The following is a 21627-nucleotide window of genomic DNA, read 5'->3' on the forward strand; positions in this document are numbered from 1 at the left end:
GGACTCATGCCATCAAAGATACCTTGGCTCGGGCAGCGGCGAGATCAGCTTGCCCTTGTAGCCCTTGGCGCGCAGCTTGGGCGCCAGCTCGTCGGCAATGTGCCAGGAGAAGATGATGGCCGCTTCCGGCTGGTCGGCGAACAGGCGCTCCTCGTCGACGACCGGTATCGACGTCCCCGGCATGCACTTGCCGATCTTCAGCGAGCCAGGAATTTCGCAGACATAGTCGATGATGCCGTCGTCGAGGCCGACATAATTGAACAAGGTCGAGGCGCGCGACGGCGCCGAGATGCCGACGACGCGGGCATTTTTTTCCTTGAGGTCGCGAAGCATCGCCAGCAGCCGCAGCTTGCTAAGCAGCACATCGTGCTTGAACTGCTTAAGCCGCTTCGCCATCGCCTCGCCCTTCGGTTCGGCGTCGAGCATCTGCCGCACGCTCGCCTGCACCGGACGCTTGCCCTTGCGGCCTGCATAGACCCGGATCGAGCCGCCATGGCTCGGGATCGGCCGCGCGTGGAACACTTCGAGGCCATGCATCTCCAGCAGGTACTTCAGGCTGGTGAGCGAGTAGTAGCGCAGGTGCTCATGATAGACGGTGTCGTATTGCAGCGTGTCGAGCAGCGGAATGAGGTAGTGCGATTCCGAGATGAAGGCGCCGTCATCGGCCAGCATTTCGAGAATGCCTTCGACGATGGCGTGCACGTCCTCGATATGGGCGAAGCAATTCGCTGCCGTGATCACCTTGGCCTTGCCGTGCGAGGCGACGACTTCCTGCGCCGCCGCCTTGCCGAAGTAGCGCTTGATGGTCGGGATGCCGCGCGAATTGGCGATGTCGCCGACGTCGGTAGGCTCGATGCCCAAAATGCGATTGCCGGCCTTCTGGAAGTTGGAGATCAGCGTGCCGTCGTTGGAGCCGATATCGACAACGAAGTCCTTCGCCGTCAGGCCCATCAGCTCCCAGCTCTCGCGCTGCAGGTCGGCGAAGTTGTCGCGCAGCAGCTTGGTGGTGCCCGAGGTGTAGGGATATTCCGGCGGGAAGATGATGACCGGATCGACCGCGAGACCGAGCTGAACCAGGTCGCAATTGCGGCAGTGCAGGAGATCGGTCGGAAACCACGGCTGCTGTCGCGGCACCTGGCCGATCGGCACCATCTGATTCACCGGCGGCATATAGCCGAGCGACAGAACGGCATCGAGCTTTTCCGAGCCGCAGATCTGGCACTGCTCGACCGGAACGCTGCCGCCGGTGCCGGCGCCGCGCGCGATTTTGGTGGGGCCTACCAAGTGAACTCTCCTAGCCAGTAAGCTAATTCTTCGGCGCCAGATCGGCGTTCTTCCAGTACCAGTCCAGCGTCGGCTTCAGGCCTTGCTCGAGCGACACGGCGGGCTTGTAGCCGAGCGCGCCGAGCTTGGAAATGTCCGGGCAGCGGCGCGGGGTGCCGCCGGCCTGCAGCTTGCCCGGCACGATGTCGATCTCGCGGCCGGCTTGCGCGGCAACCATGCGGGCGACGTCGGCAATCGACAGCTCTTCCGTGGTGCCGACGTGATAGATGCCGAGATGCTCGCCCTTGGCGCGCATCACCATGACGCCGGCGACGAGGTCGTCGATATAGCAGAACGAGCGGGTTTCCTCGCCGGTACCCTGGATATCGAATCGCAACTTGCCTTGCGGCTGGGCGTCCGCGAGCTTCTTCAGGCGCAGCGCGAACTGCGGCACGACGTGCTCGAAGCCCATGTCGGGACCATAGACGTTGTGCGGACGGAAGATCAGGACGCGCTCGAAATACTTGCGACCGAAATTGATCGCCATCAGTTCGCTGATCAGCTTGCCACCGCCGTAGGAGTAGCGCGGGTTGAGCACGTCCGGTACCGACAAGGGCGCGGTCTCGTCGGTCGGGACGACCGGCGGCGTCTGATAGACTTCCGATGACGACGCCAGAATAAGATTGCCGACATTGTGTTTGCGACAGGCGTCGATGACGTTGATCATGCCGCGCACGCCGACATCGAGAACAAGGTCGGGTTGCGTGTAAAAGAATTCTGTTCCGTTGACGAAAGCGAGGTGATGCACCTCGTCCATGCCGGCCGTCGCCTTGGCGACCGTGTCGGCGTTGCGGATGTCGCCACCGATGAACTCGATCTCTTCCTCGACGCGATGCAGGCGGCGCGGCCGGCCGCGCGAATTGTCGTCGAGCACGCGCACCTGTGCGCCGGATTTCACCAGCGCCTTGACCAGGCCGGAGCCGATGAAGCCCGAACCGCCGGTGACCAGAACTTTACGCGCACTCATTCGCCATCCCGTCCTATTTCAAGTCGCCTGGCGCCACATCGACAAACCGGCCCTCGCGGTTCGAGCGCTGGGCGGCATCGATCAGGCGTTGCACGCGGAAGCCGGCTGCGAAGCCGGGCGCGGCGTTGGGCTTATAGCGGGGCTTGCTGGCAAGGCAATCGATGAACTTGGCCGCCAGCCGCGAGGCCGGTGCGATGCGGCCGTCCGGCTGGCCGGCGTCGGCCGGGTCCTCGACCGGCACCGGCGTCAACTCGCCGGGCCGCTTGGCGTGGCTGAGTTGGAAGCCGCGCATGTAGTCGGCAGTGCGGTTGTCCAGCACCAGGGTGCCGTCCTCGCCGTAGAATTCGATGCAATGGCCGGATCCGCGGAACGAGGCGCAGCTCATGCTCAGGCTGGCCAGCGAGCCGCTCGCATATTGCAAGGCCATCGCCACGGTGGTGTCGAGGGCGTCGTCGCCGGGCAAGCCGCCGACGCGGGCCTGCAGACCGGAGAGCGGACCGACGAACCACTCGAGATAATGGAAACAGTGCGAGATGAAGTTGCCGAGCACCCCGCCGCCGTCGTCGCGCAAGGTCTTCCAGTTCCGCATGCGGTTCTGGATCGCGTAATTCTCGACGTGCCAGTGCACCGTGACGTGGCGCAGCTTGCCGATGGCGCCTTCGTCCAGCATGGCCTTGGCGCGCTGCCACGCCATGATCTCATGGAAATTGAAATCAATGCCGGTCGGTAGGCCACTGGCGTCAGCGGCGTCGAGCATGGTGCGCGCCTCATCGAGCGTGCTCGCCATCGGTTTCTCAGCGAACACCGGCTTGCCGGCGGCCAGCGCTGCGAGCGCGATCTGCGTTTGCAGGCTCGGCACGGTGGCGATGGCAACGGCATCGACACCATCATCTTCAATGAGCGCGCGCCAGTCGCCGTAGGCCTTCCGCACGTTGACCGCTTGCGCATGCTCGGCGGTGCGAGACTCGTCGCTGCCCGCCAAGGCCACGACCTCGCAGCGCGCATCGGCGCGGAACGCCGGCAGTAGCACGGTGCGTCCGTAATTGACGCCGACAATGCCGATCCGGATCACGCTGGCTCCTTGGGCTTTTCACCGGCCGTGAAGATGAAAGCGCGCAGCCGTGCCATGAACGACGGTGCGAACAGCAAACTGTCGAAAAGGTTATAAAGCGGCAGCAACCAGCGCAGTTTTGCCGCGGCGATATAACGATACTTCAGGCCGGAGTGAAATTCGATGGTGACACGGAAACCCGCGGCGCTGAAGGCGCGGGCGATATCGTCCGCGACCAGCAGGCGTTCGTTCCGCGTGACGCCGATCGGAGAGTACATCGGCGATGACCGATCGCGATAGAGATACATCGCGGGGTTCATGCGGTTCGGATCGAAGGCGACGAAGCGGCCGCCCGGTTTCAAGATGCGTTTGATCTCGGCGATGCTGGCGGTCCAGTCCGGCAGGTGGTGCAGCACGCCGGCGAGAAGCACGCCATCGAAACTTTCGTTCTCGAAGGGCAGGTGCTCGAGATCGCCTTCGCGGAACTCGATGTCCGGATAATTCTGCCGCGCGATGCCGATGAGCCTCGGGCTCAGATCGAGGCCGACTACATCGAAGCCACGGCGGCGCAACAGATTGCTGAAGACTCCGGAGCCGCAGCCGAGGTCGGCGATGCGGGCGCCGGGCTTGAACGCGCCGAGCCGCGTCACGATCGCTACGATGCGTTCGTTGGTGCGCGGCGTGAAAACGTCATAGGCGTTCGACGACGCGTGACTGTCGAAGAACGCGATTTCGCTTTCCTTGTTCTGCGACAGGGCGGCAGACATAGATGGCTTCTAGCATGGGATTTTCGACCGGGCCAATTGTAGCTCTACGGCAATTTGCGAGATTTTCTAGCCGGTTAACGCCGCCTGCGATTGGCGACCCTCCGACCTTGATGCTATGGCAGAGGCCATGCAAATGGCCTCCGCCACCGCAGCAACTGAGCCGAAATCCCGGCAGACCGGGCTCAAACTTGTCGCGCTCGCCCTTGCCGTCGCCGCGGCTGGTTTGCCGGTCAATGGCATCGCGATCTATGCGCTGCTTGTCGTCGCTGCCGTCGTGGTTCTGACCGGGATCGTGCGCGTTACGCCTCAGGCCTGGGGCGCGGCCGTGGCTATCGTGGTTGTCGGTATCGGCGCGCACGCGGTGTTCGCGCCGCCGCGCATCGACGAAGGCTTCAACGTCTTCCTGCCGGGCGCTGCGCTGCAACGCGACCTGCCGCCCGATGTCTACCGATACATGTCGGAGCAATTCGACAAGCGGTATCCCGCCGACAAACGCTGCGACGCCGCCACACCAGGCTGCTGGCGCAATACCGGCGCGCCCGATCGCGCCTATGCCTTCGCCGCCGACGGCATCTTTCACAAGTCGGACATGTCACGCGCCGTGACATCGTTCGACCTGTCCGATCCGGTCTGGCACCGCCTCGGCTTCATCAACGACTCCCGCTACAACTGGTATCCGCTCAGCGACGTGCAGCGCGCGCATCGCGATGGCCGATTCTGGAAAGGTTATGGCCGCTGGCAGCTCACCATGCCGTGGTTCGTGACAATCCGGCTGCCGGCCGCCTATGCCGGCGGGCAATTGTGCTGGCGCGGCGATATTCGCTGGGAAGCGACCGACGGGCACTTTGCGCCGCTTAACGGCGAAGGCTGTCGACCCATAACGCCGGACGATGCCGGGCGCCGTGTCGTCGGCGTCGCCATCAAGCCCGAGACCTTGGCGATGCAGTTGCAAGGCCCGCTCAAGGTGCGGCTCCTGCAATGGGCACAGCCGCTCATTAAATTGCTGACCATCGTCGCGCTGATCGTTGTGCTGGTGCGCATCCGGCCAAGGCGTGCCGTCGTGCCGCTCATCCTGATCGTGCTGGCGGCGCTGATCGTCGCCGTCGACGATGCCAGTTTCCTTGGCGGCGTGCGGCCCTTCGATGGCGGTGACGACGGCTTATTCTACGACAGCGTCGGCCGCGCCATCCTGCAAAAGCTGCTGGCCGGAAATTGGGCGGGATTTTTCGAAGGCGGCGAGGCGGTCTTCTATTACGGCGGCCCCGGTTTGCGTTACTTCCGTGCGCTCGAGCACATCGTGTTCGGCGACAGTTTTCTCGGCTATCTGTCGCTTGTCCTGGCGCTGCCGCTGATGGTGCTGGCGCTGTTCCGGCGCCTCCTGTCGCCACCGTGGCCGCTCGTGCTGGCGTTGCTGTTCGTCGCCGTTCCGGTCGGCGAACTGTTCGGCACCACCTTCATCGATTATGCGAAATGGGCGGCGCGCGGCTTTGCCGATCCGATGGCCTATATTCTCTTTATCGCTGGACTGGTGCCGCTGCTCGGCAGCAGAGAGAACGGGCCGCGTGACGCTTTTGTACCTGCATTCTTCGGCGCGCTGCTGATCGTGCTCGGCGTCGCCATGAAGCCGATCATTGTTGTCGCCGCCTTCGTCTTGCTCGGCGCGACGTGGCTTTACGCCGTCCTCAGGCGGCAATGGCGGCGCCTCGCCGGATTGTCGGTCGGCTCGCTGCCGGTTTTCTCGATGGCGCTGCACAACTGGGTGTTCGGCCACGCACTCGTGCTGTTCAGCTCGAATGCGCAGGACAGCAACCTTCTGGTGATGCCGCCCGCGGCATGGGTCGGTGCGCTGCGCGAGGTCGCCACGTTCGATTTCAGCGGCGGCCTGGCCCATCGCGCGCTGATGCAGATCGTCCATTGGCTCTCGGGGCCCGCCGAATCGATCTGGACCGTGCCGCTCAATGCCGCTGGCTTCGCGATGCTGGTCTATGTCGTCGCGCGGGGCCGCGGCTTCGATCCGTGGCTGCGCCTCGTCGGCGCCGCGGCGCTGGCGCAGCACGCGGTCGCGCTCTTTTACGCCGCCACGCCGCGCTACCACTTCCTCACCTGGTTCCTGACGCTTCTGGCCTGCGCTGCCTTCATGCAGCAGGTCGGTCTGCCTTGGCTGCAGCGCCGCTATCCTGAGGCGATGGGACGCCTCCGGCGTATCCTCTGGTCGCCGCGACTCGCGGCCGGTATCGGCTGGCTGGACGGGAAGGCGAACTGATCGTCAGGAAAACGGATGGTGCTGCCGGAGTGGATTGAACACTCGACCTCCTCATTACCAATGAGGTGCTCTACCACTGAGCTACGGCAGCAAAAGGACGCGGATCGGGGCGCCAGGGCCCCTCGCGAACGCGGCGGAAACTGCCACAGGCGCCCCTTTAAACGCAAGGCAACCTGAGCACAAGGTCTGAAGATTAAGTGAACTTGCGAAAGTCGAAACCGTCCCGATACATACCCGCATGACGGACCACCCGGAGCAGCCGCCGAAATCCGGCAAGAATGCCCAGACCGCCGCCCGCGAGGCGCGGCTGGCCAGGGCGCTGCGGGAAAACCTCAAGCGCCGCAAGGCGCAAACGAGAGGCCGGGATGCCGGCGGGGATGCCGAAGAAGCCGGCAAGAAGGGCTGAGCGGAACCGAAACCGGACTTTCGCCTTATTGGCCGGCGATCAGGGCTGCGGCCGGGCGGGCGGTAACCCCTCGGCCAAATTGGCTTTGCGGCGGCGAGGCGGCCGGTCTAGACCGCCCCTATATTCAGCCAGGATTTTCCGGGCCGGCAGGCTCAAGCGGGGCGGGGCGACCATGGACCGAATTCGAATCGTCGGCGGGCAGAAGCTCAACGGCACCATTCCGATCTCCGGCGCCAAGAACGCGACGCTGCCGCTGATGATCGCCAGCCTGCTGACCGAGGACCGGCTGGTCCTCGAGAACGTGCCGCGGCTCGCCGACGTCATCCAGTTGCAGCGCATCCTCGGCAATCACGGCGTCGATGTCATGATCGCCGGCAAGCGAGCCGGCGACGAGCCGAATATCGGCCGCACCATCGAACTCTCCGCCAAGCACATTGTGGATACCACGGCGCCCTACGAACTGGTTTCGACCATGCGCGCCAGCTTCTGGGTCATCGCGCCGCTGGTGGCGCGCATGGGCGAAGCCAAGGTGTCGATGCCGGGCGGTTGCACCATCGGCACGCGGCCGGTCGATCTGCTGATCATGGCGCTGGAAAAGCTCGGCGCGCAGATCGAGATCGAAGGCGGCTATGTCATCGCTCGCGCCAAGAACGGCTTGCGCGGCGGCGACATCAATTTCCCCAAGGTCACGGTCGGCGGCACGCATACCGCGTTGATGGCGGCGGTACTGGCCAAGGGCACCACCGTGATCGAGAACGCCGCGCGCGAGCCGGAAATTACTGACGTGGCCGACTGCCTCACCAAGATGGGCGCCAAAATTACCGGCGCCGGCACCTCGCGCATCGTTGTCGAGGGCGTCGCCGGCCTCAATGGCGCGCGCCATTCCGTGCTGCCCGATCGCATCGAGACCGGCACTTACGCCATGGCAGTGGCGATGACCGGCGGCGACGTGCTGTTGCAGCACGCGCGGCCGGAACTACTGCAGGCCGCGCTCGACGTCATCGCCCAGGCCGGCGCCACCGTGACGCCAACCAACGAAGGCATTCGCATCTCCCGCAACGGTAGCGGCCTGAAGCCGGTCGATGTCGCTACCGCGCCGTTCCCCGGTTTCCCGACCGACCTGCAGGCGCAGCTCATGGCGCTGATGACGCGCGCCGAGGGCACCTCGCACATCACGGAAACCATCTTCGAAAACCGGTTCATGCACGTGCAGGAACTGGCCCGCCTCGGCGCTCAGATCCAGCTCAACGGCGACACCGCGACCATCGAGGGCGTCAAGCGGCTCAAGGGTGCGCCGGTCATGGCGACCGACCTGCGTGCGTCGGTATCGCTGGTGATCGCGGCACTCGCCGCCGAAGGCGAGACCACCGTCAACCGGGTCTATCATCTCGATCGCGGCTTCGAGCGGCTGGAACAGAAGCTCGCCGCCTGCGGCGCCATGATCGAGCGCATCAGCGGCTGATCTCCTTACCGATGACGGGCTTTGCGGGCCGTCTCATCTTGCGGCCCGCGCCGGCTCTGCCTAGCTTCAAGGCAACCGGGAGCGACTTCCATGGATCGCGTAGCTGAACCTTTGAAATTCGCCGTCCTCGACGAAGAGGACCTCGAGGTCGTCTCGACCCATCTGCAGGACGCGGCCGTCAAGGTCGCCGACGTCATCTGGCAGCCGAAGGCCAACCGCTTGGTACTCGGGCTCAACCGCTTCGACTGGGAACAGGCGATTGCCGAGAAGCCGCAGAACTGCCGCCGCCGCGCCGCCCTGCGTTTCGAGCGCGTGCAGTCTTTCAAGTGCCGCGGCGTCGATCCGGCCGCTAAGGACGCTGTGCTCAACCTGTTGGCGGTGGAATTTACGCCGACCGACGCGCCGTCTGGCGTCGTCAACCTGATCTTTTCCGGCGAAGCCGCCATGCGGCTCGAAGTCGAGTGCCTGGAGGTCGAACTGGCCGATCTCGGCCCGGTTTGGACCTGCACCGGCCGTCCGGTGCACGCGGTCGAGGCCAAGGACTGAGCAGTGGACCATCCGGGATGATAGGGCCCCGGTTGACGGATCAGGGCCCGCACGCCATTGACCATGGCCATAACCCGGGCGGGCCTGCCCGCCGAAGCCTTCTAAGCTCTAGCCAAGTCAGCCCATGCCCATCCGTCTGGACGCCCGCAGCCCCGATTTCGACCAGCGTTTTCGCGCCTTTCTCGGTGTGAAACGCGAGGCCGCGGCCGATGTCGAGCAGGCGGTACGGGCCATCATCGCCGACGTCCAGGCGCGCGGCGACAAGGCGTTGATCGAACTGACCGCCAGGTATGACCGCGTCGATCTCGGCAAGGTCGGCTTGCGGGTGACGCCGGCCGAGATCGATGCCGCCGTCGAAGCTTGCGACAAGATAGCGCTCGATGCGCTGAAGCTCGCCCGTGACCGCATCGAGGCCTATCACCTCCGCCAGAAGCCGAAGGACGATCGCTTCACCGACGCGCTCGGTGTCGAACTCGGTACGCGCTGGACGGCCATCGAGGCCGCCGGGCTCTATGTCCCAGGCGGCACGGCCGCCTATCCGTCATCGGTTCTCATGAATGCGATTCCCGCCAAGGTCGCCGGCTGTCCGCGGCTGGTGATGGTGGTTCCCTCGCCCGACGGCAAACTCGCGCCACTGGTGCTGGCGGCGGCGAAGCTCGCCGGCGTCGATGAGGTCTACCGCATCGGCGGCGCGCAGGCGGTGGCGGCTTTGGCTTACGGTACCGAGACCATCGCCCCGGTGGCGAAGATCGTCGGTCCCGGCAATGCTTATGTCGCCGCGGCGAAACGCGTCGTGTTCGGTCAGGTCGGCATCGACATGATTGCCGGGCCTTCGGAAGTGCTGATTATCGCCGATAACACCGGCAATCCGGACTGGATCGCCGCCGACCTGCTGGCGCAGGCCGAGCACGATGTCAGCGCCCAGTCGATTCTCATCACCGACGATGAAGAACTGGCCGACGATGTGGAGCGATCGGTCACCGGGCAACTTCTCGCTCTGCCGCGGACCGAGATTGCTACCGCCTCGTGGCGCGACTTCGGCGCCATCATTCTCGTCGGCAAGCTCGACGACGCCATTGCGCTCACGGATCGCCTGGCGCCCGAGCATCTCGAACTTGCAATCGAAGATCCCGAGCGTTTCGTCGCGCGCATCCGCAACGCCGGCGCCATCTTCATCGGCGCGCACACGCCCGAGGCCATCGGCGACTACGTCGCCGGCTCCAATCACGTACTGCCGACGGCGCGCTCGGCCCGCTTCTCGTCGGGGCTCGGCGTGCTCGACTTCATGAAGCGTACGTCGCTGCTGAAATGCGGCCCTGAGCAGTTGCGCGCGCTAGGCCCTGCGGCGATTGCGCTGGGCAAGGCGGAAGGGCTCGACGCGCATTCCCGATCGGTCGCCATCCGATTGAATTTGCCGGAACCGTGAGATGAGCGAGAAAAAGCCGACGCCGGCCGCAATGAAGCAACGCCTTGTCGGCGTCACGCTGGACGAGGCCTCGATCGGCCGCTCGAATCCCGATGTCGAGCATGAGCGCGCGATCGCGATCTACGATCTGCTGGAACAGAATCATTTCAAGCCGGTCGAACATGACGGCGGGCCGTACATGCTGAATCTCAGCATCAACGACAACCGGCTGGTCTTCGACATTCGTCTCGAAGATGGCACGCCGGTGATGGCGCACCTGTTCTCGCTGTCGCCTTTGCGCCGGATCGTGAAGGACTACTACATGATCTGCGACAGCTACTATCAGGCCATCCGCACCGCGACGCCCGACAAAATCGAGGCGATCGACATGGGCCGGCGCGGCATTCACAACGAAGGTTCGCGCATCCTGATGGAGCGGCTCAAGGACAAGGTGGCGCTGGACATGGACACCGCGCGTCGCCTGTTCACGCTGATCTGCGTCCTGCACTGGAAAGGGTGAGGCGTTGCCCCCCTCCGACCGCCCCTCGCGGCCGCAGGCAGTGTTGTTCGCGTGCGGTTATAACGCCGTTCGCTCGCCGATGGCCGAGGGCCTGTTCAAGCAGCTGTTCGGCAAGTCGGTCTATGTGCAGTCGGCCGGCGTGCAGAAGGGCGACCTCGATCCCTTCGCCGTGTCGGTGATGGAAGAGCTCGGCATCGACATCTCGCGTCACAAGCCGATCGATTTCGAAGAACTGGAAGATCTCGAGGGGCTCAACTTCGATCTGATCGTCACGTTGTCGCCGCCGGCGCATCACAAGGCGCTGGATCTCACGCGTGCGGTGGCCGTCGATGTCGAATACTGGCCAACCGTCGATCCGACAGGCATCGAAGGCTCGCGCGAGCAGAAGCTCGAGGCCTATCGCGGCGTCCGCGATCAGTTGCTGGCGCAGATCCGCAAACGTTTCGGCAAAGGCGGGCAGGGGAATGAGTAAACCCGTCGCCCTTCGAGGCCCGCCTTCGGCAGGTGCCGCAGGGTGACAGAGCGGATGTTTGCACTCCCCCCCTCCATCCGCTAGTTTCCGCCCCCATTCGGCAGCTTTATTCCAGCCCCAGGCATTATTGCTAACCTCATGATCGGCCGTCCGAAATTCGTTCTCGCCTCCGGCTCGCCGCGGCGCCTTGCTTTGGTCAACCAGGCCGGCATCGAGCCCGACGCGCTCAAGCCCTCCGACGTCGACGAGACGCCGAAGCGCGGCGAGATCCCGCGCGCCTATGCCAACCGGCTGGCCAAGGAAAAGGCGCAGGTCGCGCTCGACAATATCCGGCTCGACGACGAATTGCGTGGTGCCTTCATTCTCGCTGCCGACACCGTGGTCGCGGTCGGCCGCCGCATCCTGCCGAAGGCGGAGTTGCTCGACGAGGCGCAACAATGTCTGCGCCTGCTGTCGGGCCGCAATCATCGCGTCTACACGTCGATCTGTCTGGTGACGCCGCGCGAAGCGTTCCGCCAGCGCCTGGTCGAGACCCGCGTGCGCTTCAAGCGCTTGTCGTCGGAGGATATTGAATCATACCTCGCGTGCGGCGAATGGCGCGGCAAGGCTGGCGGCTATGCCGCGCAGGGCATTGCCGGCACCTTCATCGTCAAGATGGTCGGTTCCTATTCCAACGTGGTCGGCCTGCCGCTTTATGAAACGATGGCGCTGCTCGGCGGCGAAGGCTATCCGATCCGCTTCGGCTGGCTGAACGCGGTGAGCGCCTGACGCGCGTATCGCGCAACATGTGACGTGCCCCGGACAGAGGGTGCGGACATGGGGGAAGCGAATGAACCTGGCGTCGTGGCTCACACGTTCCGGTCTCTCCCATCCCCATACGCCGGCCGCCGCGCTCGGCTCGCGCGTCGTGATGACCTATGGCCAACTGGCAACGCGCGCGGCGAAACTCGCGGGTGCCCTGCGCGATAAATTGAAACTCAACCCCGGCGACCGTGTCGCCATTGCCGCGAAGAATTCACCTGACTATCTGACGATGCTTTACGCCGTCTGGCACGCCGGCTGCGCCGCGGTGCCCGCAAACGCCAAGCTGCATGGTGCGGAACTCGGCTACATTCTCGAACATTCCGGCGCGCGCGTCTGCTTCGCCTCGAAGGGCCTCGATGCCGACATCGCGCCGCATGCGCCGTCATCGATCGAGCGTTTGATCTTGATCGGCAGCGCCGAATACGAGGCGCTGTTTGATGCCGACGTCATCGATATAGCGGCGCGTACCGGCGACGATCTCGCCTGGCTGTTCTACACCTCGGGCACGACGGGCCGGCCGAAAGGCGCGATGCTGACTCATCGCAATGTCGCCGTTGCGAGTTATGCCTATGGCGCGGAGGTCGATCCCGTGTCACCGGGTGACGCCATCCTGCACGCCGCGCCGATGAGCCACGGCTCTGGCCTTTACATCATGCAGCACGTGGCGCGCCTCGGCGTGCAGGTGGTGCCGGAGTCGGGGGCCTTCGAGCCGGACGAAATCTTCGCGCTGTTCGATCGTTGGCCGAACACTTCGATGTTTGCCGCGCCGACCATGATCAAGCGGCTGGTGGACAGCGAAACCTCCTGCAACGTCGGCAACATCCGCACGTTGGTCTGGGGCGGCGCGCCGATGTATGTCGAGGACTGCCTCAAGGCGCTCGACCGTTTTGGTCCGCGGCTGGCGCAGATCTATGGCCAGGGCGAATCGCCGATGACCATCACCACGCTGACCAGGCAGGATATCGCCGACCGCGATCATCCGCGCTGGCGCGAGCGCCTCGCCTCGGCCGGCAAGCCTTATGCCTGCGTCGATGTGATTGTCGCCGGCGCCGACGGCGAAGCCTTACCGGTCGGCGAGACCGGCGAGATCCTGGTCGGCGGCGACGTCGTCATGGCCGGCTACTGGCGCAACGAGGCGGCGACCGCGGCCGCGCTGGGTGGCGGCTATCTGCACACCGGCGATGTCGGCGCCTTCGATGCCGAGGGCTATCTGACGCTGAAGGACCGCTCCAAGGACCTGATCATATCCGGCGGCTCGAACATCTACCCGCGCGAAGTCGAGGAGGTGCTGCTGACCCACGCCGCGGTGCGCGAAGTCTCCGTAATCGGCCGGCCCGACGCCGAATGGGGCGAGGCGGTTGTGGCCTATGTGGTGGGCGACGCGCCTGCCTCCGAGCTCGACGCCCTCTGCCTCTCCCATATCGCCCGGTTCAAGCGGCCGAAGGACTACGTTTTCGTCGATGCCCTGCCGAAGAACAATTACGGCAAGATCCTGAAAACCGAACTGCGCACTCTCGATGCGCGGCGGAAATGATTATATTGCGCTCATGAACGAAACCGTCCGCAAGACCCAGACCGCGCGCTGCCCGATCTGCCGCAAGCCGGCCGATGTCGCCTTCAAGCCGTTCTGCTCCAAGCGTTGCGCCGACATCGATCTCAACCGCTGGCTGACCGGCGTCTATGCCGTGCCCGTCAAGGAAGAAGAAGATGAGGACGGCACCCGGCCGACCGATGGCATCGAGGAACAACCGGAATGAACGCGCCCGCGGCCGCCATCGACTGGCCCGACCAGCTTTACGCCACGCTCAAACGCGCCGGCATCCGCCAGGTCGGCTACGTGCCGGATGCCGGGCACGCGCGGTTGATCGACCGCGTGCGCGCCGATCCCGATATCCACGATGTGGTGCTGACCACGGAGGAAGAAGGCATCGCGCTCGCCGCCGGCGCCTGGCTGGGCGGTCAGCGCGCTGTGCTGCTGATGCAATCGAGCGGCGTCGGCAACTGCATCAACATGCTGTCGCTGGCGCGATCGTGCCGCTTTCCGCTACTGATGATGATCACCATGCGCGGCGAGTGGGAAGAGTTCAATCCGTGGCAGCAGCCGATGGGTTCCATCGTCGAGCCTGTGATGAAGCTGAGCGAAGCCGAGGTCTATCGCGCGACAAGGCCGGAGGAGGTCGAAGGTCTCGCCGAGCGCGCGGTGCAGCACGTATTCGGCGACGAGCGCATCGCCGCGTTGATCTTGTCCCAGCAGCTCATCGGCAAGAAGGTGTGGGTGAAATGAGCGCACTGGACCGCCGCGCCGCGATGGCGACGTTGCTGGCCGATCGAAAGGACGACCTGCTGGTCGTTCCCGGCCTCGGCTCGACCTGCTGGGATCTCGCCGCCGCCGGCGACAACGATCGCAATTTCTATCTCTGGGGCGCCATGGGCGGAGCGGCGATGATCGGCCTTGGGCTGGCGTTGGCGCAGCCCGACAAGCGCGTGCTGGTCGTAACGGGCGATGGCGAGATGCTCATGGGCATGGGCTCGCTCGCCACCATCGGCGTCAAGCGGCCAGCCAATCTCGCGGTCGTGGTGTTCGACAACGGCCACTATGGCGAGACCGGCATGCAGCCGAGTCACACCAGCACCGGCGGCGTCGATCTGGTCGCGATCGCGGAGGGTTGCGGCATTGCGGCGGTGCTGGATGTCCGCGACGAGGCTGGGCTCGCCGGGCTGGCCTCCAGGCTGAAGGACCTGAGCGGCGCGGGGCCTCTTTTTGCCAGGGTCGCCATTGCCGCGGGCGAAGCGCCCCGCGTCTTGCCGGAGCGTGACGGCATCGTGCTGAAAAATCGCTTCCGGGCCGCTATCGGCCTGAAAGCCTGAGGGAATTTTGCTCGGCTGGGTTCTGGACAGGGGCGGGCCGGCCCTCTATAACGCGGCGCTCGACAGGGTTCGGCGGCCAGCAGCCGGATAACAGTCTGTCTTTGGGCCCAGGTAGCTCAGTTGGTAGAGCATGCGATTGAAAATCGCAGTGTCGGTGGTTCGATCCCGCCCCTGGGCACCATTTCCCTGCCGCTAGGTTCCCAAAGTCGCTACTCCGCGAGCAGAACGGCCACCGGGATGTCCGTGAGCATCGCCGACAGATCGAGTTGATCGATTGCCGCATCCGCTGGCGATAGCAGGTTGCGGTAGCGGCCGCTTTGTTCGACCTCGAGACTTGCTTCAATGCGCTCGGGCCAGCGCCAGCCGCCGTCGGTCAGCGGACCGAAATGACGGCCGACCGCGATGACAATGCGCTGCCGTCTGAAGCTGCGGGTGAAGGCGATGATATGCCGCGCATGCGCGCCGGACACGCGCACCGGCTGATAGTCACCCTCGCGGAACAGGTCCGCAAAGCGCGATCGCACGTCGAGCAGGGCCTTTGTCAGTGCGAGCTTGATCTCGCCTGTACGCCAATCCCGTGCCAGGGCCGCCCAGTCGGCGTGATGTAAAAGCGCGTCGCGGCGTTTCTGAAAATCGACCGGCCGGCGGTTGTCGGGATCCACCAGAGATAAGTCCCAGAACTCGGTGCCCTGATAGAAGTCCGGTACGCCCGGCGTCAGCGCCTTCAGCGCCACCTGGGACAAGCCGTTGAGCGCGCCAAGCACCGACGTGCGCTCCGCGAAGCCGGCAAAGGATTGGAGGAAGTCGCCGGCGCTTGCCGGGTCGAGCACGGCGCCGACAAATTCCGTCAACAGCCGCTCATAATCTTCGTCAGGCGTGGTCCAGCTCGTCTGCTGTTTGCCCTCGCGCGCGGCCTTGATCACATAGGCCTTCATGCGCTCGATAAACTCGGCATCCGGTGTGCCGGGCCAGGCGCCGATGAGCGCCTGATAAATCATATATTCATGGGCTGCGCTCGGTCGCCGCGATTTGCCTCGGCGCTCGATCAGCGCCGCATTTTGCTCGCCCCATTTGCGGACAGCCGCGTCCCAATCGCCGGCCATCTCCGTCAGCGCCAGAATGCGCGCCCGCGCATCCTCGCCGCGCTTGGTGTCGTGAGTGGCGGTCGCCGTCAGGCTGCCGGATTCCTTGTCGAGCCGGCGGCGTTGTAGCGCATGGAAATCACCGATCGTCAGGGCATGGGCGTCCGGATGGCCGCCGACTTCGTTGAAGGCGAGCAGCCGGTGATCGCGGTAGAAGACGGTGTCCTCCATCGCCTTGGCCATCAACGGCCCGGTGAACTGCTGCAGCTTGAGCGCGAAATTGCGGACGCGCGGCGCGCTGTAGCTCGGGTCACGAGCGAGATCGAGTGTGACCGCCTTGCGCAGAAAATCGAAGATGTCGGGGTCCGGGCCTGCCCAGCGCTTTCTGACGCGCCCGATGACGAGATCGATGGTTATGCGGTCCGTCGCCGAGGCGCCGGCGGCCGTGACATAGGTGCGGTAGAGCGGGAATTCGAGCGCGTAAAGCAGCAGCGCTTCGCGCAGCCGGTTGAGCGTATAGTCCCGCGTCGAAAAATGTCCGGCGGCGATGCGCGCCAGAGCGCGCGACAGCACGGTGAATTCGCTGGCCAGCATGGTGTCGATGACGCGCCGCTTGGCGCCGTCGAGCATGTCGGCAGGCGAGGCCTGTTCGCCGGTAAAGGCGCGCCAGGTCGCCTCGAGAGGGGCAAGGCCTGCGCCGTCCGCCAGAACATGCGAAATGACGTTAAGCCATTCGTAGCCCGTCGTGCCAGCGACTCCGGGCAAGGCCGGCAGCGGCTCGCCCTCGGCGAGAATCTTCTCGACGATGACGTAGAAGGGCTCGCGGGAATTCTTGGGGCGTGCCTTGCGGGTCAGTTGCTGCAGGCGCCTCGTGTATTGCGCGGGGTCGCGCAGGCCGTCGATGTGATCGAGCCGCAGCCCCTGCAACTGGTCGTCCCGGATCAGTCGTTCGACGCGTTCGTGAATGCTTCGGAACACGATCGACTGTTCGACGCGCAGGCCGGCCAGCTCATTGATGTCGAAGAAGCGGCGATAGTTCACCGCGGCGAAGGCGACACGCCAATAGGCGATGCGGTAATTCTGCCGCTCGAGCAGACGATGCAACTGCGCGCGGCCCGCTTCGTCGTCGCCCCGGTAAGCGGCATCGAGGCCACGTTCGATGATCGTGGCTCCGCCGGCGATCGAGCGCAATGCTTCCTTGAACGCCGGGGCCTCACGATAGGATGGCGTCTTCAGGTCGCGAGACCGGTCCGCGAGCGCGAGCAGTTCCTTGCCACCCGCATCCTGGGCGGCATCGGCGGCTATCACGGCGGTGCGGATGATTTCATTATAGCGCTGCGGATTGATCGGCAGCTTGTTGGCATAATACCAGGCGGCGAAGCTGCCGGTCCCGGCGTCGTATTTGAGTTCGATCTCGCCGGATTGCAGCGCCTCGCCGTAAGGCTTGCCGAGGATCGGCAGCAGCACGCCGGGGTTATGGCGAAATGGCACCGCGTCCCAGTCGATGTCGAAGGCCTGCGCATAAGGCGAGTCCTTGCCCCATTCCAATACATCGAGCCACCAGGCATTGTCGGCGTGACCGACGCCCATGTGGTTCGGAACGAAATCGAGGATCAGACCGAGGTCGTGCTTCTTGAGCGCATCGCTCAGGCGGGCGAAGGCCTCCTCGCCGCCGAGTTCGGGATTGAGCTGACCGTGGTCGATGATGTCGTAGCCATGCGTACTGCCAGGGCGGGCCTTGAGAAACGGCGACGCGTAGAGATGCGAGATGCCGAGCTGCTTCAGGTAAGGCGCAAGCGCGGCGGCGTCATCGAAGGTGAAATCCTTGGTGAACTGCAGACGATAGGTGGCGCGCGGAATGGTGGGGGGCATCGGCATCAACCCGCGACCGCGGCATACACCGTCCAGGGCGGCAGTGTCGCGGGCGGTGCACCGTTCCAGATGGGCTCGCCCCATTGAAGGGGGACCGGCGCCGGCTTCGGCGCGTCACTGAGATTGGCGAGCAGCATCAAGGTAGCCGAGCCCGCCGGCCATTCGGCATAGAGGCGCCCGGTCTCGAGAGTGGCTCTTCCTTTTCCGGTCATCGCTCGAAGGAGCGGCACAATGCGTTCGCGGCGCACGCGCAGCAGGTCGCGCGTCAGTGCCAGTCGTTGGGCGTGCGCCGGTTCGGCCGCCGCGCCCCAGTCGAGCACAGCAAGATCGCGGGTCTCGCGTGCCAGCGGGTCCGGAATTTCCTCGCCGTGACGGGCATAGGCCTCGGCAAATTCGCGCTTGCGGCCCTGGCGGACGGCTTCGGCGAGTTCACCTTTGAAGTCGCAGAAAAACGGGAACGGCTCGGTGGCACCCCATTCCTCGCCCATGAAAAGCAGCGGCGGCGAGGGTTGCAGCAGCAGCACGGCCAGCGCGGCTTCCACCGCTTCAGGCAAAGCCAGCGTCGCCAGTCGCTCGCCGAGCGGGCGATTGCCGATCTGGTCGTGGTTCTGGAGGAAATTCACAAAAGCCGAACGCGGCAGCGCGGTGCTCGGCTCGCCCCGTTGGCTGCCGCCGCGATGCGGCGACGGCGTGCCTTGATAAGAGAAGCCCTCGGCCAGCACACGCTCGATATGGACGACGACATCGCCATAGTCGCTGTAATAGCCCTGAGCTTCGCCGGTCAGCAGCACGTGCCAAGCGTGATGATAGTCGTCGTTCCACTGCGCGCGATAGCGGCCGGCCGGCGGATCCTCATCCGGCGCCAGCAGCGCCGCACGGTTGTCGTCGTTCTCGAGCACCAGATGGATGTGGCGGTCGGTCTCGCGCGCAAGCTCGCCAACCGTCCGGCTGAGTTCCGTCAACAACTCCGGCTCGCCGGGCGTGACAATGGCGTGCACGGCATCGAGGCGAAGGCCGTCAAAGCGATAATGACTCAGCCAGTGCACAGCATTCTCGACGGCGAAGGCGCGGACTTCCGGCACGCGATAATCAATGGCGCCGCCCCAGGGCGTATGCGCATCGGAGAATGTGGCGGGCGCGATGCGGCCGAGGTAATTTCCTTCCGGGCCGAAGTGATTGTAGACGACGTCGAGAAACACCATCAGACCGCGCGCGTGAGCGGCGTCGATCAGAGCCTTGAGATCCTCCGGGCGGCCGTAACTGGAGTCCGGCGCATAAGGCAGCACGCCGTCATAGCCCCAGTTCCAGAGGCCGGGAAAGTCGGACAGCGGCATCAGTTCGAGCGCCGTGATGCCGGTTGCGACGAGGTGATCGAGCTTGTCGATGATGGCCCGGTAGGTGCCTTGCGGCGTGAAGGTCCCCACATGGGCTTCGAGAAACACGCAGTCTTCCCACGGACGCCCGCGCCATTCGGTCTGCCAGGCGAAGTCGTGGTCAATGACTTCGCTCGGACCCGCGACATCGTCGGGCTGAAAATGCGAGCCTGGGTCCGGGATATCGAGTTCGCCGTCGATGCGGAAGCTGTAACGGGTCCCCGCCTCGGCGCCCGGGACCGTGGCGAGAAACCAGTCGCCTCGCCGGGTCATCGGAACAGGCTTGTCGAGGAGAACATCGACCGAGCGCGCTGCCGGTGCCCATAGCCGAAAGGTGACGCCCTCGCTGGTGCGCAGCGGCCCGAATAACGCAGGCGCCGTCATGGCCGGCCTGCGAAGACGAGAATCGACGATGGCTGGCTGGTCCAGGGCGATCCGGTGTCGCCGAGCACGCTCTGCGGCTCGCCGTTGCCGGTGTCGAGCAGATTCTGCCACTTGGGCGCGCCCGGCCACTCCGGAAAGGTGAATTCGACGTCGGTCGCTGCGCCGTTGATAACGACGAGCATCGGCTCGCTGGCGTCGTCGCGCGCTCCCAGCACATAGGCAATGAAACGCCCATCGGGGAAGTGCCAGTCTTCCTCCGACATCTCCTCGCCGGATGGCCTCAGCCACTTGATGTCATAGGAGCCGTCTTCGCGCTTGCCCTGAAGCCAGTGATCGGCCGCGATCTGCGGGAAGCGGCCGCGCAGCTTGGACAGGGTGCGGACGAACTCGCTCAGGTCGTCGTCGCTGCCCAGTTTCGACCAGTCGGTCCAACCGATCTCGTCATCCTGGCAATAGGCATTGTTGTTGCCGTTCTGACTGTTACCGACCTCGTCGCCGGCGAGCAGCAGGGGAATGCCCTGCGCGAGATAGAGACAGGCAATCTGGTTGCGCCGGAGCTGGCGCCGGCGCTTCAGAATCTCGGGATCGTCGGTCGGGCCTTCGACGCCGCAATTGGTGCTGACATTGTCGTCGGAGCCGTCGCGATTGTCCTCGCCATTGGCTTCGTTGTGTTTGTGCTCGTAGCTGTAGAGATCAGCCAAGGTGAAGCCGTCATGCACTGTGACGTGGTTGATGCTGGCGCGCGGGCCGCGGCCATCGTGCTGAAACTGTGCCGCGGAGGCGGTGAGCGCATGAGCCAGATCGCCGATAATGCCGCCGTCGCCACGCCAGAAGCGTCGCAGGGTCTTGCGATAGACATCGTTCCATTCCGACCAGCCGTTCGGGAAGCCGCCCACCTGATAGCCGCCGGCGCCGATATCCCACGGTTCGGCGATCATCTTGACGTTGGCGAGGACCGGGTCCTGCCGCACGGCGGCGAAGAATGGCCCGTTGCGGTCGAACGCCGGGCCGCGTCCGAGCGTCGAGGCGAGATCGAAGCGGAAGCCATCGACGTGATAGGCCTCGACCCAGTGCCGCAGCGAGTCCATCACCATTTGCAGCACGCGCGGATGCGCGAGCTTCAGTGAATTGCCGGTGCCGGTGAAGTCGTCATAATAGCGCGGCTCGTCCGGCATCAGCCAGTAATACGAGGCGTTGTCGATGCCGCGATAGCACAGCGTCGGCCCCATATGGTTGCCTTCGCAGGTGTGATTGTAGACGACATCGAGAATGACCTCGATGCCGGCATCGTGCAGTGCCGCCACCGTGGCGCGCATCGCGGCAATCTCGTCGCCCTTGGCGTAGCGCGGCTCCGGCGTGAAGAAGCTCAGCGTGTTGTAGCCCCAGTAGTTCTTGAGGCCCTTGTCCAAGAGATGGCGGTCGTCGAGGAAGGAGTGAATCGGCAAGAGCTCGATCGCCGTGACGCCGATCTTGCGCAGGTGGGCGATCATGCCCGGCGCCGACAGGCCGCGAAAGGTGCCGCGCAGTTCCGGCGGCACATCGGGGTGCTGCTGCGTCAGGCCCTTGACGTGCGCCTCATAGATAACTGTGTCTTCCCAGCGCGTCTGCGGCCGTGCGGAAGCGCGCCACGTATGCGCCACGTCGACAACCACCGACTTGTACATGTTGCGGGCATTGTCGCGCCGGTCGATGGCAAGGTCCTGCTGCTTGGCGCCGGTGCGATAACCGAAATGCGCGTCGGTCCAGGAGAACGGCCCGGCGAGCTGTTTGCTGTAGGGGTCGATCAACAGCTTGTGGGCGTTGAAACGATGCCCGGCGTTGGGCTCGTAGGGACCGTCGACGCGGTAGCCGTAGAGCTGGCCCGGCGTCACCTGCGGCAGGTAGACGTGCCACACGTCATCGGTGCGTTCCGGCAGCACGATGCGCTCGGTCTCGCGCTTGCCGCTCCGGTCGAACAGGCAAAGCGTGACCTTGGTGGAATTCGCGGAGAACAAAGCGAAATTGGTGCCGCGGCCGTCCCAGGTCGCGCCGAGCGGATACGGTGCGCCGGCGGACATTTTGC

19 protein-coding genes and 2 tRNA genes are annotated in these 21627 nt (G+C 64.8%); 13 read left to right on the forward strand and 8 right to left on the reverse strand.

The genetic code is table 11. The features are described from left to right. Nucleotides 1-12: 12 nt before the first annotated feature. From ASD45_RS20435 to ASD45_RS20450, 4 genes are read right to left on the reverse strand one after another with little or no spacing between them, the layout of a single operon-like run. Nucleotides 13-1284, reverse strand: a complete 1272-nt coding sequence (locus ASD45_RS20435) for a class I SAM-dependent methyltransferase (protein WP_200949743.1) — start codon at nucleotides 1282-1284, stop codon at nucleotides 13-15. A gap of 22 nt (nucleotides 1285-1306) precedes the next feature. Beyond that, a complete protein-coding gene (locus tag ASD45_RS20440; RefSeq protein ID WP_056913482.1) occupies nucleotides 1307-2290 on the reverse strand; it encodes an SDR family NAD(P)-dependent oxidoreductase in 984 nt (327 codons plus the stop codon). 13 nt (nucleotides 2291-2303) lie between these two features. Further along, entirely contained in the window at nucleotides 2304-3362 is a 1059-nt protein-coding gene (locus ASD45_RS20445) for a Gfo/Idh/MocA family oxidoreductase (RefSeq protein ID WP_056913483.1), read from the reverse strand. After that, nucleotides 3359-4108 carry a class I SAM-dependent methyltransferase gene (locus tag ASD45_RS20450; protein ID WP_056913484.1) on the reverse strand — a complete coding sequence of 250 codons (750 nt, stop codon included), beginning with the start codon at nucleotides 4106-4108 and terminating at the stop codon, nucleotides 3359-3361. Before ASD45_RS20450 ends, ASD45_RS20445 begins: the two co-directional genes overlap by 4 nt. Before the next feature lie 127 nt (nucleotides 4109-4235). Between ASD45_RS20450 and ASD45_RS20455 the strand changes: the two genes are divergently transcribed. Then, the gene (locus tag ASD45_RS20455) at nucleotides 4236-6371 is read left to right on the forward strand and encodes a hypothetical protein (protein ID WP_156380997.1); all 2136 of its coding nucleotides are present in this window, start codon (nucleotides 4236-4238) and stop codon (nucleotides 6369-6371) included. Between the two features lie 16 nt (nucleotides 6372-6387). Here ASD45_RS20455 and ASD45_RS20460 read toward each other — a convergent pair. Beyond that, nucleotides 6388-6462, reverse strand: a tRNA-Thr gene (locus tag ASD45_RS20460). A gap of 147 nt (nucleotides 6463-6609) precedes the next feature. On the opposite strand from ASD45_RS20460, the gene ASD45_RS23830 reads away from it, so the two are divergent. The 12 genes from ASD45_RS23830 to ASD45_RS20515 all read left to right on the forward strand — a co-directional run bounded on the left by ASD45_RS23830 (nucleotide 6610) and on the right by ASD45_RS20515 (nucleotide 15035). Next, complete coding sequence (locus ASD45_RS23830; RefSeq protein WP_164488367.1) at nucleotides 6610-6777, forward strand: hypothetical protein; 168 nt, start codon at nucleotides 6610-6612, stop codon at nucleotides 6775-6777. A 172-nt stretch (nucleotides 6778-6949) separates the two neighbouring features. Next, nucleotides 6950-8239 carry a UDP-N-acetylglucosamine 1-carboxyvinyltransferase gene (gene murA, locus ASD45_RS20465; protein ID WP_056913486.1) on the forward strand — a complete coding sequence of 430 codons (1290 nt, stop codon included), beginning with the start codon at nucleotides 6950-6952 and terminating at the stop codon, nucleotides 8237-8239. A 90-nt stretch (nucleotides 8240-8329) separates the two neighbouring features. Continuing rightward, entirely contained in the window at nucleotides 8330-8785 is a 456-nt protein-coding gene (locus tag ASD45_RS20470; protein WP_056913487.1) for a DUF2948 family protein, read from the forward strand. A gap of 124 nt (nucleotides 8786-8909) precedes the next feature. Further along, nucleotides 8910-10211 (forward strand): histidinol dehydrogenase, encoded by a 1302-nt coding sequence (gene hisD / locus ASD45_RS20475; RefSeq protein ID WP_056913488.1) that lies wholly within the window; start codon nucleotides 8910-8912, stop codon nucleotides 10209-10211. A 1-nt stretch (nucleotide 10212) separates the two neighbouring features. Then, a complete protein-coding gene (locus tag ASD45_RS20480; RefSeq protein WP_082541070.1) occupies nucleotides 10213-10710 on the forward strand; it encodes a UPF0262 family protein in 498 nt (165 codons plus the stop codon). Between the two features lie 4 nt (nucleotides 10711-10714). Then, on the forward strand, nucleotides 10715-11182 hold the full coding sequence (locus ASD45_RS20485; RefSeq protein WP_056913489.1) for an arsenate reductase ArsC: 468 nt from the start codon (nucleotides 10715-10717) through the stop codon (nucleotides 11180-11182). Nucleotides 11183-11320: 138 nt separating this feature from the next. After that, complete coding sequence (locus ASD45_RS20490; protein ID WP_056913490.1) at nucleotides 11321-11950, forward strand: Maf-like protein; 630 nt, start codon at nucleotides 11321-11323, stop codon at nucleotides 11948-11950. Between the two features lie 61 nt (nucleotides 11951-12011). Next, on the forward strand, nucleotides 12012-13520 hold the full coding sequence (locus ASD45_RS20495) for an AMP-binding protein (RefSeq protein WP_056913491.1): 1509 nt from the start codon (nucleotides 12012-12014) through the stop codon (nucleotides 13518-13520). Nucleotides 13521-13533: 13 nt separating this feature from the next. Continuing rightward, complete coding sequence (gene yacG / locus ASD45_RS20500) at nucleotides 13534-13743, forward strand: DNA gyrase inhibitor YacG (RefSeq protein WP_056913644.1); 210 nt, start codon at nucleotides 13534-13536, stop codon at nucleotides 13741-13743. Next, nucleotides 13740-14270 carry a thiamine pyrophosphate-binding protein gene (locus ASD45_RS20505; RefSeq protein WP_056913492.1) on the forward strand — a complete coding sequence of 177 codons (531 nt, stop codon included), beginning with the start codon at nucleotides 13740-13742 and terminating at the stop codon, nucleotides 14268-14270. Before yacG ends, ASD45_RS20505 begins: the two co-directional genes overlap by 4 nt. Then, nucleotides 14267-14854 (forward strand): thiamine pyrophosphate-dependent enzyme, encoded by a 588-nt coding sequence (locus ASD45_RS20510; protein WP_056913493.1) that lies wholly within the window; start codon nucleotides 14267-14269, stop codon nucleotides 14852-14854. Before ASD45_RS20505 ends, ASD45_RS20510 begins: the two co-directional genes overlap by 4 nt. Before the next feature lie 105 nt (nucleotides 14855-14959). After that, nucleotides 14960-15035: transfer RNA gene (locus ASD45_RS20515), tRNA-Phe, on the forward strand. Nucleotides 15036-15063: 28 nt separating this feature from the next. Here ASD45_RS20515 and treY read toward each other — a convergent pair. Genes treY through glgX form a run of 3 tightly spaced genes read right to left on the reverse strand, consistent with a single transcriptional unit; the run spans nucleotide 15064 to nucleotide 21622 of the window. Further along, nucleotides 15064-17808 (reverse strand): malto-oligosyltrehalose synthase, encoded by a 2745-nt coding sequence (treY, locus tag ASD45_RS20520; RefSeq protein ID WP_056913645.1) that lies wholly within the window; start codon nucleotides 17806-17808, stop codon nucleotides 15064-15066. 5 nt (nucleotides 17809-17813) lie between these two features. Continuing rightward, complete coding sequence (gene treZ, locus ASD45_RS20525; RefSeq protein ID WP_056913494.1) at nucleotides 17814-19565, reverse strand: malto-oligosyltrehalose trehalohydrolase; 1752 nt, start codon at nucleotides 19563-19565, stop codon at nucleotides 17814-17816. Continuing rightward, nucleotides 19562-21622, reverse strand: coding sequence for a glycogen debranching protein GlgX (glgX, locus tag ASD45_RS20530; RefSeq protein ID WP_056913495.1), 2061 nt, complete (start codon nucleotides 21620-21622; stop codon nucleotides 19562-19564). The genes treZ and glgX overlap by 4 nt, the downstream gene beginning before the upstream one ends. Nucleotides 21623-21627 lie beyond the last annotated feature (5 nt).

The organism is Pseudolabrys sp. Root1462, assembly GCF_001426945.1.
GTDB lineage: Bacteria > Pseudomonadota > Alphaproteobacteria > Rhizobiales > Xanthobacteraceae > Pseudolabrys.

Bases quoted from the DNA above. Each gene is read 5' to 3' on its own strand.
- murA (WP_056913486.1), top strand. From the start codon at position 6,950: ATGGACCGAATTCGAATCGTCGGCGGGCAGAAGCTCAACGGCACCATT.
- yacG (WP_056913644.1), top strand. From the start codon at position 13,534: ATGAACGAAACCGTCCGCAAGACCCAGACCGCGCGCTGCCCGATCTGC.
- ASD45_RS20455 (WP_156380997.1), top strand. From the start codon at position 4,236: ATGCAAATGGCCTCCGCCACCGCAGCAACTGAGCCGAAATCCCGGCAG.
- ASD45_RS20495 (WP_056913491.1), top strand. From the start codon at position 12,012: ATGAACCTGGCGTCGTGGCTCACACGTTCCGGTCTCTCCCATCCCCAT.
- ASD45_RS20450 (WP_056913484.1), bottom strand. From the start codon at position 4,108: ATGTCTGCCGCCCTGTCGCAGAACAAGGAAAGCGAAATCGCGTTCTTC.
- ASD45_RS20480 (WP_082541070.1), top strand. From the start codon at position 10,213: ATGAGCGAGAAAAAGCCGACGCCGGCCGCAATGAAGCAACGCCTTGTC.
- glgX (WP_056913495.1), bottom strand. From the start codon at position 21,622: ATGTCCGCCGGCGCACCGTATCCGCTCGGCGCGACCTGGGACGGCCGC.
- ASD45_RS20440 (WP_056913482.1), bottom strand. From the start codon at position 2,290: ATGAGTGCGCGTAAAGTTCTGGTCACCGGCGGTTCGGGCTTCATCGGC.
- hisD (WP_056913488.1), top strand. From the start codon at position 8,910: ATGCCCATCCGTCTGGACGCCCGCAGCCCCGATTTCGACCAGCGTTTT.
- ASD45_RS20470 (WP_056913487.1), top strand. From the start codon at position 8,330: ATGGATCGCGTAGCTGAACCTTTGAAATTCGCCGTCCTCGACGAAGAG.
- ASD45_RS20510 (WP_056913493.1), top strand. From the start codon at position 14,267: ATGAGCGCACTGGACCGCCGCGCCGCGATGGCGACGTTGCTGGCCGAT.
- treY (WP_056913645.1), bottom strand. From the start codon at position 17,808: ATGCCCCCCACCATTCCGCGCGCCACCTATCGTCTGCAGTTCACCAAG.
- ASD45_RS20505 (WP_056913492.1), top strand. From the start codon at position 13,740: ATGAACGCGCCCGCGGCCGCCATCGACTGGCCCGACCAGCTTTACGCC.
- ASD45_RS20490 (WP_056913490.1), top strand. From the start codon at position 11,321: ATGATCGGCCGTCCGAAATTCGTTCTCGCCTCCGGCTCGCCGCGGCGC.
- treZ (WP_056913494.1), bottom strand. From the start codon at position 19,565: ATGACGGCGCCTGCGTTATTCGGGCCGCTGCGCACCAGCGAGGGCGTC.
- ASD45_RS23830 (WP_164488367.1), top strand. From the start codon at position 6,610: ATGACGGACCACCCGGAGCAGCCGCCGAAATCCGGCAAGAATGCCCAG.